Raw genomic sequence first — 14,521 nt, forward strand, 5'->3', positions numbered from 1 at the left:
CTGCCACATTGGCTTGGCAGTGAGCGGTGATGTATTACACGCGCTTCATCTTGGGCCTGCTGGTGGCCGCCCCCGCCGCCGCGCAGGATGTGCAGAGCTGGAACACGCTACTGGTGCAGGGGCCGGTAGACGGCAAATTGCTGCTGTGGGCTGAAGGCCAGCCGCGGTTTACCCGCGATGCCGGGCGACTGGGTCAGGTGGTCGCGCGGGTGGGCGTGGGTGTGCGCACCAGGAACGACATTGATTTCCACGCCGGCTACCATTTTCAGCACAACAACCCGGCGCCGGGCCGGACCAGTGACGAACACCGGTTCTGGCAGCAGGTGATGGGGCCGGTGTTCCGGCAACCAAACGGATTGGCGTTGATCACGCGCTGGCGGCTGGAACAACGTACGTTCGAGAACGCAAACGATCTGGGCTGGCGGCTGCGCATGTTCTGGCGGCTACAGGCGCCGCTGAACGGGCCGGGCACCGCCGGTCCGCTGCTGATCAGCGAAACGTTCGTGGCGTTCAACAGCACCGATTGGGGCGCGCGCCGCGGCTTTGATCAACAGCGGGTGTTTGTGGGCTGGCTGCAGCCGCTGGGCAAACGGCTGAATCTCGAAGCCGGTTACATGCACCAGCACATCAATCGGCCCGGCCCCAATGCCGGCAACCATATCCTCAACCTCACGCTCAACCGCCGGCTCGGCTGAGCCGGCGGTTGGCGCGGTCGCTCACTTCAGCGTCTTCAGATACGCGATAACGTCCTTGCGCTTCTTGGCATCGGCGATGCCGGCAAAGGCCATCTTGGTCCCCTTCACATAGACCGCTGGCTTGGTGAGATAGGTATCGAGATTAGCCTCGGTCCAGCTGACGCCCTTGGCTTTCATGGCCGCCGAATAGCTGAAACCGGCGACGCTGGCGGATTTGCGGCCCACCACGCCGGCCAATGACGGCCCGATGCGGTTCTGGCCCTTCACCACGCTGTGGCAGGCCTTGCACTGCACGAAGGCCTTTTCACCGGCCTTGGCATCCTGCGCTGCCGCCGGGGCGGCCAGGGCCATTGCGGCCAGAGCGGCGGTGATGATGTTCGCCTTCATCGTGTCGTCTCCCTTGCTTGATCAATGATGGTCATGCTGCGCACTGGCAGCTGTCTCAGCCTTGAACGCCACGTCTACCGGCCCGGCCTTTTCAAACATCAACCGCGCCTTGATCATCTGGCCCGGCTGCACCGCCGCCTTCAGCCCGATGAACATCACATGCAGGCCACCGGGGGCAAAGCTGACCTTGCCGCCCGCCGGAATCGGCACGCCGCCGGCCTGGGCGCGCATCTTCATGACGCCGCCCTCATTTAGCGTGCCGTGGAGATCGGAACGATTGGATGCAGCGGTGCTGACCGACAGCAGCCGGTCTGCAGCCTTGCCCTTGTTGGTGACGGTCATGAAACCGGCGCCGGTTTTCGATTCCGGGCTGGCAACGCGGATAATGGGATGGTCGACCAGCAGCGCGCCGGCCTTGTATTCATGCGCCAGCGATGGCGCGGACAGGCCCAGCAAAAGGCCCGCAATTGGAATCAACTTCATGATGGTCTCCTGAAAACAGCATGGGCCGGCCGGAGCCGGCTGCGGTGATCAAGCGAAGGGCGGCCCCTGACCGGGCGGGCGAGCGCGGTGGTGGCGGGCCATCTGCCGCACGGGCGGCACCGCCGACATCGGCAAGAATGGCACGGCCAGCGGCAGCAGTAACAGCGCCGCCGTGGCCAGCAGCGGCCCCAGCGCCAGCCCAAAGCCGCAGCGTTGATCGTCGCCCGGTGCGGGCGGGCCTGGATCTGTAGGCAACACGGCACCGCTGCAAAGGGTGATGGCCATGCCGCCGTTTCCCGTCGCCACCGGCATCCAGCCCGCCGGCAACAGCAGGCGCAGCGCCAACGCTGCCACGCAAATGGCGACAAAAATCAGACCGGACGAGCGGCGGTTCATGGCCGCTCTATGCCAGCGGCGTTGCAGTCGGGCAACTCCGCAATCACCCTGATCAGCTGCCCTCCAGCCCCAAGGCTTTCACATCCGCCGTGGCGGCTGCCAGATCGGCATGGGCGACGATCTGGCGGAAGGCGGCATCCAATCGGCGCACCTGCGCATCGGCCGCGGCTTCCTCGCGCAGATTGACGACGAAGAAATCCGAAGCGCCTTCCTGAAAGCGGCGGCGTTCGGCGCCGGCCATGGTAAGCGCGCGATCCTGTTCGTCGATGGCAATGCCCAGCAGCCGGCGCGACTGGCGGGCGGCGATGGACAGACCGGAGATCTCGATGCGGATTTGATCCTCGATGAAGCGGCGGCGTTGCTGGAAGCCGTCCAGTTCGGCGCGCGTCTGCCCCAACCGACCACGCGCCAGGCGCTGCTGCAGCGGCACCGACAGGTTGAGCCCTACCATGGAGGCCGTACCGGTGAACGGCCGGCCGGCGGTCCCGGCATCGCCGACATATTGGTTCACCTCGGCCTTCACATCGAGGCGGGGCAGGAAGTTGTTGCGATCAAGCTGCAGCCTGGTGCGGGCCTGGGCGATGCGCACATCCACCACTTTCAGATCGGGCCGGTTTTCCAGCGCGGCCATCATATCATCGGCCAACGGCAGCGGATCGCCAAGCCGGCGCGGCAGCCGCTCCGGGCCGGGCACGATCGGGTTGCCATCGGCATCGCGCCAGAACAGGGACAGGCTGACCGCCGCCACCTGCAACGCCTGTTCGGCCTGCACCACCAGGGTTTGCCGGCGCAGGATATTCTGTTCATTCTCGGTGAGCAGGATGGCCGGGCGCAGGCCTTCTGTGACCTGGCGCTTGAAACCGGCCTGGCGATCGAGCGCCAGTTGCAGCAGCCCCTTGAACACCGCCACGCGCTGACCGGCGATCACCCAGTTGTTGTAAGCGGTGATGGCGCGGGCCTGCACGCCGATGGCAACCAGCAGCCGATCATTATCGGCCAGCACGACATCACCGGTGGCAATGGCGCGGTTGAATCGGCGTTCATCAATGTCGCGATCGCGCAGCAGCGCGAACATCGTACCAACGGTGAGACGGCCCAGCTGGGCGGTGTTGTTGCCTGATTGCGACGAGGAAAAGCTGCCGCGCGAAATGTCGTATCCGCCGTAGACGGAGCCGCCATTGGTTGCCAGCGGCTGCGACAGGCGGAAGCCGGCTTCGGCGCCATCATAGAAGCCAGTTGGCCGGGCTTCGGCGTTGGCACTGAACAACGTATCGAAGGCGCCTTCGGTGGTGAGCACGCGGCTTTCCGCACCGCGCACCCGCGCCAAGGCTTCCAGAACCTGCGGCGCGTGGAAGCGGCTGGCGGCCAGCACCTCGGCCAATTCGAGCGGAGCGCTGGCGGCCGGCAGCGGCTGTGCGGCGTCCCGGGCGTCGGCCTCCAGTTGGCGCCGGTTGCTGGGCTGCGGCTGATCTGGCTGCTGGGCCGCCCCGGGGACAGCTGTCAACGGGACAGCAGCCAGCAGCAGCGCCAGCAATCCGGCCTTACTTGGCAGACGAGGACGCATCACTGCCCTTTGGCGCCTTCACCTCGCCGTTCATCGCCGGCTCTGCGCCTGGCCTCGTGAACTGCAGCGGGAAATCGTTGAGCAGCCGCCACAATTCGAACCAGATCGGCACGGTGTTCATCTGCACCCAGCCGCGCACCTTGGCACCCAGCCGTACGGCGCGTTCGTCCGGCCACGGATCACGGTCCGGGCTTTCGGTGACAAGGATGCGGAACAGGCCGTTGGGCGACGCGTTGAGATCAACCGCGGCGACCTGGCCATCGAAGAAACCCTTGGCAACCGACGGCCAGCCCGAAAACTGGATCGCCGGCCAGCCTTCGAATTCCATGCGCACGCGGCGGCCAACATGGATCAATGGAACGTCACGGCCGTCCATGTACAGTTCGACCACCCGGCGCGACTGTTCGGGCACGAATGTGGCGAGCACGTCACCCTGCTTGACGATGGTGGCACTGTCGATGCTGGTCACCCGCATGATGCGGCCATTGCGCGGCGCGCGGATCACTTGTTCCGACTGGCGGCGGAGGTTGACATCGATCTTGTTGATGTCCGCCCGCTGGGAAGCGATCTTGGCGCGGAATTCCGCCACCTTGATCTGCGCCAGTTCCATGTCACGCCGGGCGGCCAGACCTTCGCCATAAAGGGTGGTCATGCGCTTCACGTCGCGCTGAGCGGTGGCGCTGGCAGCTTCGGTCGCCGCGATTTCCGCGACCTTCTGGGCCCGTTCAGCCTGCAGACGCGACAGGAAATCAGGATCAATGTCGATCACCCGGGCGATGGGATCGCCCGCCTTCACCTGGGCGCCATCGGTGACGAACCAGCGATCCAGCCGGCCGGGCACCAGCGCGGAGATATTCTGCTGCCGGTCGCGCGGATCATAGGCGATCACGCTGCCGGTGCCTTGCGCCGTCTGCACCCAGGGCGTGAAGATGATGAACGCCAGCACCGCGATGATGCCGATCACCACCATGCGGGCAAAGATGCGCATCACCGGCGGGGGATTGAGGCCGCGCAGGGTGGCGAAATGGCCGTCGGGCAGGCTGGTGCGATCAGTCGCCATCAACGGTCTCCCGGCCGGCGGCGGCGCGCAAGCCATCGAAGGTGGCACGATCCCGCGTGATCAGCTGGCGATCAAGGCCCAGCCACAGATAGCCATCCAGCACCAGATCTTCGGGCCGGTTGCTGAAATAGAGAATGGTGGTCTGGGTGTCACGGAAATGATCGAACACCGCCTTCAGCCGCGCGCGCGCCACCGTGTCGAACAGCGGCGACAACACCAGGATGCGCGGTTCCGACAGGATCGCAGCCGCCAGTTTCAGCTGCATCATCTTAGCCACGGTAAACGGTGCACCGGTCGAGGAAAGGCGCGTGTGCAGGCCATCGGGCAGCAGCGCCAGTCGGTCTTCCAGGCCCACCAGCTTCAAGGCCGCCATCTGGTCTGCGGCATTCTTGGCCGGGTTGGCCAGGCGCAGATAATCGGCGATGGTTGATTCCACGATGGCCGCGCGGTCGAGGACAGCGATATCGGAACGCAGCGCCAGCGGGTCCATCAGGGCGATATCCACGCCGCCCAGCGTGATGAGGCCCGATTGCGGCTTTTCCAGCCGCTTCAGCAGATCGGCAAATTCGCGCTCCATGCCCGGAACGCCCTGACAGACGAGACGGCTGCCGGCGGCGATCTGCAGATTCACCGTGGCCCCGCCCACCGGCAGGGCAAAACGCACCTGGCTCATTTCCAGCGCGCCGCCGCTGGGCGCCGCCAGGCCAGCGACCGGCTTGGCTTCCTGCTTCAGGCCATAGAGCAGGGACAGTTCCTCGATGGAGGCGACAAGATCGTACCAGTCGTCGAGATAGGAATAGAGGCTGTTCATGCCGGCAAACACGCCGGACAGGATGAGTTCGGCCGCCACCAATTGCCCGATCGACAATTGTTCCTGGATCACCAGCCAGCCACCCAGCGCCAGCAGGCCGGCCGACGCTGCGGCATAAAGGAAATAGAAGGCGATGGTCTGCGGGAACTGGTAGGCGAAATGATCGGCGTGGGCCTTCACATAATTGGCCGATACCCGTTCCGCGCCTTCCAGCGCGTAATCGATGTGGCGGGCCGATTTGTAGAAGCCGTTGGACGCACCCACGGTTTCGATGAAATGCGCGGCGTTGTATTTTTCGTGAGAGAGGATGATCGAGGTCTTCATCGCCCCCTTCGACCAGATCGCCCACACCGCCCACAACAGCGCGATCAGCACCAGGTTGAAGGCCAGGAAAAACGGGTGATAGAAGCTGGTGACAACGAACCCGACGATCATGCTCAGGATGATGGTGAAACCGCCGATCAGCAGCGACGGCACCGCCTTTTGCATGTTCACCATTTCAAAATAGCGGTTGAACAGATCGAAGCGGCGATCATCCTGGAAGAAGGGATCAGCCGCGTTGATCGCCCGCAACGTCACATCGGCAACCAGCCGCGCCATGAAGCGACGGCGATAGAATTCCATCAAGTGGATGCGCAGCACCGACAGCAGGCCCGACACGATGAGCAGACCGAACAGGATGGCGGCCAGGGTGAACAACGGCACCGGCAGCGCGGTGTTGGCGATACTGTTGATGAGCAACTGCACGGAAATCGGTGTGGCAAGGCCAAGCACGGCGATACCAACGCCATAGATGATCGCCAGCCAGAAATAATTCTTCTCAGGCCAGAGGATGTCTTTCAGCCAGCTGTACACCAGCTGGTTCAGGTCCATCTTCGCAAGATCCTTGGCGGCCATGTCTCTCCTGTCACCTGCTGCGGGCAACACTGGCCCATGTAGGCGCAAGCCCCCGCAATGCCAAGGCGGGCCGAACCAAAAAATTACGCCGCCGTAATGATTCCCTGTGCGAAGAGATCAACGCCTGGCATGGATTGTCCGCTATTAGGCATCGGCCAACTGCCGCAGGCACGCGCCGAGCCGATCGGCAATCTCGTCGACCTGTGCTTCACTGATGATCAGCGGCGGCGACAGCGCGATGATGTCGCCGGTGACGCGGATGAGCAGGCCGGTATCGAACATGGCGCGGAAGATTTCCTGCCCGCGCACACCCGGTTGGCCGGGGCGGGGGGCCAGTTCGATGGCGCCGACCAGGCCGAAATTGCGGATGTCGATCACGTGCGGCAGGCCGGCAAGGCTGTGCAGCGCCGCTTCCCAATGGCTTTCCAGCGCGCGGGCGCGGGCGAACAGGCCTTCGTTGGCATAAAGATCGATCGTGGCGATCCCGGCGGCGCAGGCCAGCGCGTGGCTGGAATAGGTGTAGCCGTGGAACAATTCGATCCCCGGCACGCCGCCTGGTGCATCGACGATGGCATCATAGACGTGACGGGCTGCCGCCACCGCGCCCATCGGCACGGCAGCGTTGGTGAGGCCCTTGGCGAGGCAGATGATGTCGGGCGTGACGCCGAACCGTTCGGCCGCGGTCGCCGCGCCAATGCGGCCGAAGCCGGTGATCACTTCGTCAAAGATCAGCAGGATGCCATGGTGCGCCGTGATCGCCCGCAGCCGTTCCAGATACCCCACCGGCGGCACCAGCACGCCGGTGGAACCTGCCACCGGCTCGATGATGACGGCAGCGATGGTATCGGGGCCATGCAGAGCGATCATCGCTTCCAGCCGGTCGGCAAAGTCGGCGCCATGGGCCGGCTGGCCCTTGCTGAAGGCATTGCGTGCCGGATCGTGCGTGTGCGGCAGGTGATCGGTGCCGGGCAAGCCGGTGCCGAAGGTGCGGCGGTTGGTGACGATGCCGCCCACCGAAATGCCGCCAAAACCGGTGCCGTGATAGCCGCGTTCGCGGCCGATCAGGCGGATGCGCTGCCCCTGGCCCTTGGCACGCCAATAGGCCAGCGCAATCTTCAGAGCGGTATCGATGCTTTCAGAACCTGAATTGGTGAAGAAGATGCGGTCCAGCCCTTCCGGCATGATCCCGGCAACGCGCGAAGCGAGCTGAAAGGCGAGCGGGTGGCCCAACTGAAAGGTGGGCGCATAATCGAGCACTGCGGCCTGCTGCTGGATCGCCTTGACGATGGGTTCACGGCCATGGCCGGCGTTCACGCACCACAGGCCAGCGGTGCCGTCCAGAACGCGGCGACCATCGGCGGTGGTGTAATGCATGTCCTGCGCGGCCACCATCAGGCGCGGATTCGCCTTGAAATAGCGGTTGTCGGTGAACGGCATCCACAAGGACGACAGGTCGTTGGGTGCAACACTGGCCATCGCGGCGATCTCCTTTTTAGGCCCCTGCGAGCAGCTTCTCGATCTGGCTGCCCAGCGCTTCCGGCTTGGTCGTGGGCGCGAAACGTTCCTGCACCTGGCCGTGTTTGTCGACGAGGAACTTGGTGAAGTTCCACTTCACCGCCTCGCTGCCAAGCAAGCCGGGCGCCTGTTTCTTCAGCAGTTGGAACAAGGGGTGGGCGTTGTCACCATTCACGTCGATCTTGGCGAACAGGGGAAAGTCCACATCATAAGTGAGCTTGCAGAAATTGGCGATCTCGCTGGCATTACCAGGTTCTTGCGCGCCGAACTGGTTGCAGGGGAAGCCGAGCACGGCAAAGCCGTTGGAGCCATATTTCTTGTGCAGCTTTTCCAGCCCTTCATACTGCGGCGTGAACCCGCACTTGCTGGCGGTGTTGACGATCAGCAGCACCTTGCCTTCGAAATCCTTCATGGAAATCTCACGGCCATCGATGGTCTTGGCGCTGAAATCGTAAACGGTCGTCATAAAGGTCCCTCTCAGGGCTGGTGTTGTCCGGCCAATGCGGCCTCAAAATGCCGGCGACACAGGGCTACATAGCGATCATTGCCACCAATCTCGGTCTGCTGGCCAGAGACCACCGGCTTGCCCTGCCAGTCAATACGCAAGTTCATCGTCGCCTTGCGGCCACAGGCGCAAACCGCTTTCAGCTCGGTCAGCGTATCGGCAATCGCCAGCAACCACTGGCTGCCCGGAAACAGATTGCCCAGGAAATCGGTGCGCAGGCCATAGCAGAGCACGGGAATGCCCAGATCATCGGCGACATGCGCCAGCTGCCAGACCTGATCCTTGGTCAGGAACTGGGCTTCATCGACCAGCACGCAATTGAGCGTGCCCACCGCATGCGCGCTGGCCACGGCAGCAAACAGATCGGTTTCGGGAGCAAACATGTCGGCCGGCGCTAATAGTCCGATGCGCGAAGCGATGATGCCTTGCCCGGCCCGATCATCGATCGCAGCGGTGAACAGCATGGTGTGCATGCCGCGCTCACGATAGTTGAAGCTGGCCTGCAGCAGCACCGTCGATTTGCCGGCGTTCATCGAGGCATAGTAGAAATAGAGCTTGGCCACGCACGTTCTTTGCGCGTGGCCAAGACATTTGGTCAACAGGCTGGTTAGCGATTGCCGCCGATGAGATCGCCCAGTTCGCCGAGCACGCTGCCCTCGCCGCGGTTCTGGCCGCGGCCCATGGCGGCCTGCATCATGCGGCCGGCCAGTCGGCTGAACGGCAGCGACTGGATCCACACCTTGCCCGGCCCGGTGAGGCGAGCGAAGAACACGCCTTCGCCGCCGAACAGCATGGATTTGACGCCGCCGACGCTTTCCAGATCGAAGTTCACTGATGGCGTGAAGGCTGCCACGCAGCCGGTATCAACATGCAGCACTTCGCCCGGCGCCAGCGTACGCTCGATCACCGTGCCGCCCATCTGCACGAACACCCAGCCATCGCCTTCCAGCTTCTGCATGATGAAGCCTTCACCGCCGAACAGACCGGTCATCACCTTGCGCTGGAAGGCAATGCCGATGGAAACGCCCTTGGCCGCCGCCAGGAACGCATCCTTCTGGCAGATCAGCGTGCCGCCAATGCTGTCCAGCTTGAGCGGCAGGATATGGCCGGGGGTGGGCGCGCCAAAGGCAACGCGCGCCTTACCGCCGCCGTTGTGGGTGTAGACGGTGGTGAACAGGCTTTCGCCGCTGAGCAGCCGCTTGCCGGCCCCCATCAGCGCGCCCATGAAGCTGCCGCTTTGTCCGCCGCCATCGCCAAACACGGTTGTCATGCCGATGCTGGCATCCTTCCACACCATGGCACCGGCTTCGGCCACGGCGCTTTCGCCGGGATCCAGTTCGATCTCGACGAACTGCAGTTCATGGCCCTTGATCTCGAAATCGATATCATCGGCGATGCCGGTGGCGCGGCTGTGTTGCCAGGGATTGGGCATGGAATGTCTCCTGTTGTGCTGATGCCAATGTAGGGCGGGTGTGTTGCGCCGCCAAGACGCAAGCCGCGACAAAATCGTTGGGCGCTTGCACCCGCCGGCGCGTTGGGCAACACACGCGGCCATGAAGCATCTGCCCCTCTTCGCCGCCCTGCTCCTCAGCACCGCACCTGCGTTTGCCGCTGAGGCCGAGGACACACTGATCACCGTCACCGGCAAGGGCCTGAAGGATCTGCCCGGCGATGCGGCACTGTCGTTGATCGTGATCGACCGGGAGCGCATCCTGAACACCGGATCGAACCGGCTGGAATCGGTGCTCGCCGATATCGCCGGGCAACAGCAGTTCCGCCGGTCGGACAGCCGCTCCGCCAACGCCACGTCCCAAGGCATTACCCTTCGCGGGCTGGGCGGCAATGCCTCGTCCCGCGCGCTGCTGGTCCTGGATGGCGTGCCGCAGGCCGATCCGTTCGGTGGCTGGGTGGCGTTTCCGGCCTATGCCACCAGGCGGCTTGATCGCATCAGGGTCACGCGCGGCGGTGGCTCCGGCTATTGGGGCCCGGGCGCGCTGGCTGGCACCATCGAACTGGAATCCGTGGGCGGCAACGCGGTGCGGCCATTCGACGGCGCCATCGCCTATGGCAGCCGCAACAGCGTCGACGCGCAAGGCGCACTGGGGCTGACACGTGACAAGGGTTTCGCCACCCTTTCTGCCGCCTATGGCCGCGGCGACGGTTTCATCCCCATCGTCGAACGCAATCGCGGCCCGGTCGATCGCGCGGCGCCTTATGAACAGGCCAGCGTGGCCCTGCGCGCCGTTGTGGAAGTCGCGCCCGAAACCGAAGCGCAAGTGACGGCCAATGGATTCACCGACAGCCGCGAGCGTGGCACCGATTTTTCGCGCAACACGTCCGAAGGCGTTGATGGCGCGCTGCGGCTGGTCGGGCGCGGGCGCTGGGGCTGGCAGGCGCTGGCCTATGTGCAGACGCGCAATTTCACCTCCGATTTCGCTGCCGTGAACGCCGCGCGCACCAGCGTGACCCAGAGCCTGGCCCAATACGACACGCCGGCCACCGGCTGGGGCGGCCGGCTGGAGATCGCACCGCCGGTTGGTGACGGCGTCTCGCTGCGGCTGGGGGCAGACACGCGGCAGCTCACCGGCAAGACAATGGAGCTGTTCACCTATGTGAATGCCGCCCCCACCCGCCAACGCGAGGCCGGCGGCCGCACCGGCACCACCGGGCTGTTCGCCGATGCCAGCATCGAACGCGGCATGATCACCGCCACGGCTTCGGCCCGCATCGACTGGTGGACGATCAAGGATGGCCGCCTGCTGGAAACCACGATCGCCACCAACGCTCCGTTCACGAGCCTGCTGTTTGCCGATCGTTCCGGCCATGAATTCACCGGCCGCGCCGGCCTGGCGGTGAATCCCGCCGACTGGCTGGCGCTGCGCGGTGCCGCCTATCGCGGCTGGCGGCTGCCGACGCTCAATGAACTCTATCGGCCGTTCCGCGTTGGCCCCGATGCCACGGCCGCCAATGCCCTGCTCAGCCCTGAACGGGTGACCGGCGTGGACCTGGGCTTTACGCTCAAGCCGGCAGATGGTTTCGAGATCGGCGTCACCGGTTTCTGGAACCGCATGGACGACACCATCGCCAACGTCACGCAAGGGCGCGGGCCGGGCAGCTTCCCAGGTGTCGGCTTTGTGGCGGCCGGCGGCTTTTATCGCCAGCGCCAGAACCTGGATTCGCTGACCGTGTGGGGCTGGGAAGTGGATGCGAAGCTGCGGCGTGGCGACTTTGGGCTGACTGCAAGCTGGAGCCATGTCGATCCGACCATCGCCGCATCCCGGGCCGCTGCGCCACTGAACGGTCTGCTTCCCGCCCAGACGCCGCGCGACCAGTTCTCCGGCACCATCGATTACACCGGCAGCCTGTTCACGGCATCGGCCACACTGCGCCATATCGCGGCCCAGTTCGAGGATGACCAGAACAGCCGCAGCCTGAACGCCGCCACCATGGTTGATGCGCTGCTGCTGGTGCCATTGGTGAAGGGCTTTGCCATCGAGGGCCGGGTGGAAAATCTGTTTGATGCCGAAGTGCAGGCGGCACTTTCGGGCACCGGCGTGGTCGAGCGCGCCTTGCCCCGCACTTTCTGGGTGGGCGCGCGCGTTTCGTTCTGACCGGGTGAACCCCGTATCGACGGGCGTATGATGCGGGTCTAGCTTGTGCCGACACCAATGGAGACACGCCGCATGACCCGTTACAGCAAGGTTTCCATCACGCTGCACTGGCTGATGGCCCTGATGATCATCGGCAATCTGGCCGGCGGCTTCCTGCATGATTTCGTGCCGCGCGAAGGCGGCCAGCGCGCGCTGGTGATGGATTTCCACAAGAGCTTCGGCCTGACCATCATCGCCCTCACCCTGTTCCGGCTCGGCTAGCGATTGAGCCATAGCGTGCCGGCTTTGCCCGCCTACTTCACCGGTGGCGAGCGGCTGTTGGCCAAGGCGGCCCACTGGGGTTTCTATGCCATGATGCTGGCGCTGCCGCTGTCGGGCTGGGTGGCGGCCGATCGCAACGATCGCCCGCTGGCCTGGTTCGGGCTGCCGGTCTCCAAGTTCGGCGTTGATAAGGCCACTGGCAGCGCTGCCAACGAACTGCACGAGATCTTGGGCTGGGCCATGCTGGCGCTGCTGGCGCTGCACATTGTTGGCATCATCAAGCATCTGGTGATGGATCGTAACAATCTGATGCCACGCATGGGTGTGGGCAAACCGCGCGCTTGACGCTGCCGCCCTGCCCCCGTCACACAGGCGTATGGCCGACACAATTAAGCTGCACGAAAGCTGGCGCGCGCAGCTGGCGGATGCCCTGGCCTCGCCGTCGATGGCGGCGTTGCAGGCTTTCCTGTTGGCTGAAAAAGCCGCCGGCAAGGCGATCTTTCCCAACGGCAGCGAGTGGTTCCGCGCGCTTGATCTGACGTCGCTTGATACAGTGCGCGTGGTGATATTGGGGCAAGACCCCTATCATGGCCCCGGCCAGGCGCATGGGCTGGCGTTTTCCGTGCGCCCCGGCGTGCGGGTGCCGCCCAGCCTTGTGAACATCTACAAGGAACTGCAGGCCGATCTCGGCATCGCGCCAGCACGGCATGGCTTCCTTGAGCATTGGGCGCGGCAGGGCGTGTTGCTGCTCAACACCAGCCTGACGGTGGAACAGGGCCTTGCCGCCAGTCACAAGGGCCGCGGCTGGGAAGCGTTCACCGATGCGGTGATCCGTCTGGTGGCGGAACGGGAACAACCCTGCGCCTTCCTGCTGTGGGGCAGCCACGCCCAGAAAAAGGCTGGCTTTGTCGACGCGAGCCGGCATCTGGTGCTGAAAGCCCCCCACCCATCGCCACTGTCGGCGCACAATGGCTTCTTCGGCTGCCGCCACTTCAGCCGCACGAATGTCTGGATGGAATCGCAAGGCCTGCACCCCATCGACTGGACGCTGCCGCCAGTCTAGCCTAAGTCCATGTTGAAGGGGGAAAATCGATGCGAAGTCTTGTTCTAGCCCTGCTGCTGATGTCTGCTCCGGCGCTGGCCAATCCGCTGTTCACCGATCCGCCCGCCACCGCTACGCCGCGCGCCCGCATGGAAGTGTTGCACATCCCTTCGGGCGGGGTGGAGATCAACGGCGTGGCCTATCTGGCGGCAGGGCCGGGGCCGCATCCCACTATCGTCATCTGCCACGGCTGGCCTGGCAATGAGAAGAATCTCGATCTGGCCCAGGCCCTTCGCCGGGCCGGGTGGAATGCCATCACGTTCAATTATCGCGGTGCTTGGGGCAGCCCCGGCAACTTCCGCTTTGGCCAGAACCCGGAGGACGCCAAGGCCGTGCTGGCCATGCTGCGCAAGCCGGAGTTGGCGGCAAAGCTGGGCATCGACACTCGCCGCATCGTGCTGGCGGGGCACAGCATGGGCGGCTGGGTAACGGGGATGGTGGCATCCGAAGATCAGGCATTGGCCGGCGCCATCCTGATTTCAGCGGGCAACATGGGCATGCTGCCGCAATTGCTGGGCGATCGGCTGGAAGCCCAGGCGGCCGGCAACAGCGAAGCCCTGGCCGGCACGTCGCCCGCGATCCAGGCCGCCGAATTGCGCGCGCAGGCGGCCGCCTTTGATCTGCGCCCACGCGCCGCCGGCCTCGCCCGCCAGCCGCTGCTGGTGCTGACGTCAGACGACGGGCTGAAACCCGCCACCGATCCGCTGGTCGCCGCCGTCCGCGCCGCCAGCGGCCAGGTATCTGAAACCCACCAAGCCACCGATCACACCTGGTCAGACGCGCGGATTGCACTTGCAACCCGCATCCATGATTGGCTTGCAACCCTGCCCGCACGCCGCTGAAGCGCAGGCCAGCGGCACTCAGGTTGTGAGCGGCGGAAGCAGCACGCTGATTTGTCGGTTCGGTGACCTGACCCCCTGATTTTCCTCCACGATCGATTAGAGTCCGGCCCTTGGAGAGGACGGACGATGAAGCGAACGAGGTTCACGGAAGAGCAGATCATCGGGCTTTTGAAGGAGGCCGAGGCGGGCGCGAAGACGGCTGATCTCGCGCGGCGGCACGGCGTGTCGGAAGCGACCATCTACAACTGGAAGGCCAAGTACGGCGGGCTGGAGGTTTCGGAGGCCAAGCGGCTGCGGTCGCTGGAGGACGAGAATGCCAAGCTCAAGCGGCTGTTGGCCGACACGATGCTCGATAACGCTGCGCTGAAGGACCTTCTGGCAAAAAAATGGTG

At 64.5% G+C, this 14,521-nt stretch carries 15 protein-coding genes and 1 pseudogene; 6 read left to right on the top strand and 10 right to left on the bottom strand.

What is annotated here, in order from left to right; all coding sequences use genetic code 11:
* Positions 1 to 29: 29 nt before the first annotated feature.
* Positions 30 to 695 (top strand): DUF2490 domain-containing protein, encoded by a 666-nt coding sequence (locus G566_RS0109580; RefSeq protein WP_022680454.1) that lies wholly within the window; start codon positions 30 to 32, stop codon positions 693 to 695.
* A gap of 21 nt (positions 696 to 716) precedes the next feature.
* Here G566_RS0109580 and G566_RS0109585 read toward each other — a convergent pair whose 3' ends face one another.
* From G566_RS0109585 to G566_RS0109630, 10 genes are all read right to left on the bottom strand, one after another.
* Complete coding sequence (locus G566_RS0109585; protein WP_022680455.1) at positions 717 to 1,082, bottom strand: c-type cytochrome; 366 nt, start codon at positions 1,080 to 1,082, stop codon at positions 717 to 719.
* A 21-nt stretch (positions 1,083 to 1,103) separates the two neighbouring features.
* Positions 1,104 to 1,565: a copper chaperone PCu(A)C gene (locus G566_RS0109590; protein WP_022680456.1), complete on the bottom strand. Its 462-nt coding sequence runs from the start codon at positions 1,563 to 1,565 to the stop codon at positions 1,104 to 1,106.
* 48 nt (positions 1,566 to 1,613) lie between these two features.
* Complete coding sequence (locus G566_RS0109595) at positions 1,614 to 1,961, bottom strand: hypothetical protein (RefSeq protein ID WP_022680457.1); 348 nt, start codon at positions 1,959 to 1,961, stop codon at positions 1,614 to 1,616.
* A 52-nt stretch (positions 1,962 to 2,013) separates the two neighbouring features.
* Positions 2,014 to 3,525 (bottom strand): TolC family protein, encoded by a 1,512-nt coding sequence (locus tag G566_RS0109600; protein WP_084706833.1) that lies wholly within the window; start codon positions 3,523 to 3,525, stop codon positions 2,014 to 2,016.
* Positions 3,503 to 4,585, bottom strand: a complete 1,083-nt coding sequence (locus G566_RS0109605; protein WP_022680459.1) for an HlyD family secretion protein — start codon at positions 4,583 to 4,585, stop codon at positions 3,503 to 3,505. Before G566_RS0109605 ends, G566_RS0109600 begins: the two co-directional genes overlap by 23 nt.
* Positions 4,575 to 6,293, bottom strand: a complete 1,719-nt coding sequence (locus G566_RS0109610; protein WP_022680460.1) for an ATP-binding cassette domain-containing protein — start codon at positions 6,291 to 6,293, stop codon at positions 4,575 to 4,577. Before G566_RS0109610 ends, G566_RS0109605 begins: the two co-directional genes overlap by 11 nt.
* Before the next feature lie 144 nt (positions 6,294 to 6,437).
* Positions 6,438 to 7,769 (bottom strand): omega-aminotransferase AptA, encoded by a 1,332-nt coding sequence (aptA, locus tag G566_RS0109615; RefSeq protein WP_022680461.1) that lies wholly within the window; start codon positions 7,767 to 7,769, stop codon positions 6,438 to 6,440.
* A 16-nt stretch (positions 7,770 to 7,785) separates the two neighbouring features.
* Positions 7,786 to 8,274 carry a glutathione peroxidase gene (locus tag G566_RS0109620; RefSeq protein ID WP_022680462.1) on the bottom strand — a complete coding sequence of 163 codons (489 nt, stop codon included), beginning with the start codon at positions 8,272 to 8,274 and terminating at the stop codon, positions 7,786 to 7,788.
* An 11-nt stretch (positions 8,275 to 8,285) separates the two neighbouring features.
* On the bottom strand, positions 8,286 to 8,876 hold the full coding sequence (locus G566_RS0109625; protein WP_022680463.1) for a thymidine kinase: 591 nt from the start codon (positions 8,874 to 8,876) through the stop codon (positions 8,286 to 8,288).
* A gap of 44 nt (positions 8,877 to 8,920) precedes the next feature.
* Complete coding sequence (locus tag G566_RS0109630) at positions 8,921 to 9,745, bottom strand: TIGR00266 family protein (RefSeq protein ID WP_022680464.1); 825 nt, start codon at positions 9,743 to 9,745, stop codon at positions 8,921 to 8,923.
* 121 nt (positions 9,746 to 9,866) lie between these two features.
* Between G566_RS0109630 and G566_RS0109635 the strand changes: the two genes are divergently transcribed.
* The 5 genes and pseudogenes from G566_RS0109635 to G566_RS0109655 all read left to right on the top strand — a co-directional run.
* Positions 9,867 to 11,924 (top strand): TonB-dependent receptor, encoded by a 2,058-nt coding sequence (locus tag G566_RS0109635; RefSeq protein WP_022680465.1) that lies wholly within the window; start codon positions 9,867 to 9,869, stop codon positions 11,922 to 11,924.
* Between the two features lie 72 nt (positions 11,925 to 11,996).
* A pseudogene (locus G566_RS14840) lies at positions 11,997 to 12,530 on the top strand (cytochrome b).
* 31 nt (positions 12,531 to 12,561) lie between these two features.
* Positions 12,562 to 13,248, top strand: coding sequence for a uracil-DNA glycosylase (ung, locus tag G566_RS0109645; protein WP_022680466.1), 687 nt, complete (start codon positions 12,562 to 12,564; stop codon positions 13,246 to 13,248).
* A 29-nt stretch (positions 13,249 to 13,277) separates the two neighbouring features.
* The gene (locus tag G566_RS0109650) at positions 13,278 to 14,129 is read left to right on the top strand and encodes an alpha/beta hydrolase family protein (protein ID WP_022680467.1); all 852 of its coding nucleotides are present in this window, start codon (positions 13,278 to 13,280) and stop codon (positions 14,127 to 14,129) included.
* A 126-nt stretch (positions 14,130 to 14,255) separates the two neighbouring features.
* On the top strand, positions 14,256 to 14,521 hold a 266-nt coding region (locus G566_RS0109655), incomplete at its 3' end, for an IS3 family transposase (protein ID WP_022680468.1).

This window comes from Sandarakinorhabdus limnophila DSM 17366, assembly GCF_000420765.1.
Lineage (GTDB): Bacteria > Pseudomonadota > Alphaproteobacteria > Sphingomonadales > Sphingomonadaceae > Sandarakinorhabdus > Sandarakinorhabdus limnophila.

Bases quoted from the DNA above. Each gene is read 5' to 3' on its own strand.
- G566_RS0109585 (WP_022680455.1), bottom strand. From the start codon at position 1,082: ATGAAGGCGAACATCATCACCGCCGCTCTGGCCGCAATGGCCCTGGCC.
- G566_RS0109620 (WP_022680462.1), bottom strand. From the start codon at position 8,274: ATGACGACCGTTTACGATTTCAGCGCCAAGACCATCGATGGCCGTGAG.
- G566_RS0109580 (WP_022680454.1), top strand. From the start codon at position 30: ATGTATTACACGCGCTTCATCTTGGGCCTGCTGGTGGCCGCCCCCGCC.
- aptA (WP_022680461.1), bottom strand. From the start codon at position 7,769: ATGGCCAGTGTTGCACCCAACGACCTGTCGTCCTTGTGGATGCCGTTC.
- G566_RS0109600 (WP_084706833.1), bottom strand. From the start codon at position 3,525: ATGCGTCCTCGTCTGCCAAGTAAGGCCGGATTGCTGGCGCTGCTGCTG.
- G566_RS0109635 (WP_022680465.1), top strand. From the start codon at position 9,867: ATGAAGCATCTGCCCCTCTTCGCCGCCCTGCTCCTCAGCACCGCACCT.
- G566_RS0109595 (WP_022680457.1), bottom strand. From the start codon at position 1,961: ATGAACCGCCGCTCGTCCGGTCTGATTTTTGTCGCCATTTGCGTGGCA.
- ung (WP_022680466.1), top strand. From the start codon at position 12,562: ATGGCCGACACAATTAAGCTGCACGAAAGCTGGCGCGCGCAGCTGGCG.
- G566_RS0109605 (WP_022680459.1), bottom strand. From the start codon at position 4,585: ATGGCGACTGATCGCACCAGCCTGCCCGACGGCCATTTCGCCACCCTG.
- G566_RS0109650 (WP_022680467.1), top strand. From the start codon at position 13,278: ATGCGAAGTCTTGTTCTAGCCCTGCTGCTGATGTCTGCTCCGGCGCTG.
- G566_RS0109610 (WP_022680460.1), bottom strand. From the start codon at position 6,293: ATGGCCGCCAAGGATCTTGCGAAGATGGACCTGAACCAGCTGGTGTAC.
- G566_RS0109590 (WP_022680456.1), bottom strand. From the start codon at position 1,565: ATGAAGTTGATTCCAATTGCGGGCCTTTTGCTGGGCCTGTCCGCGCCA.
- G566_RS0109630 (WP_022680464.1), bottom strand. From the start codon at position 9,745: ATGCCCAATCCCTGGCAACACAGCCGCGCCACCGGCATCGCCGATGAT.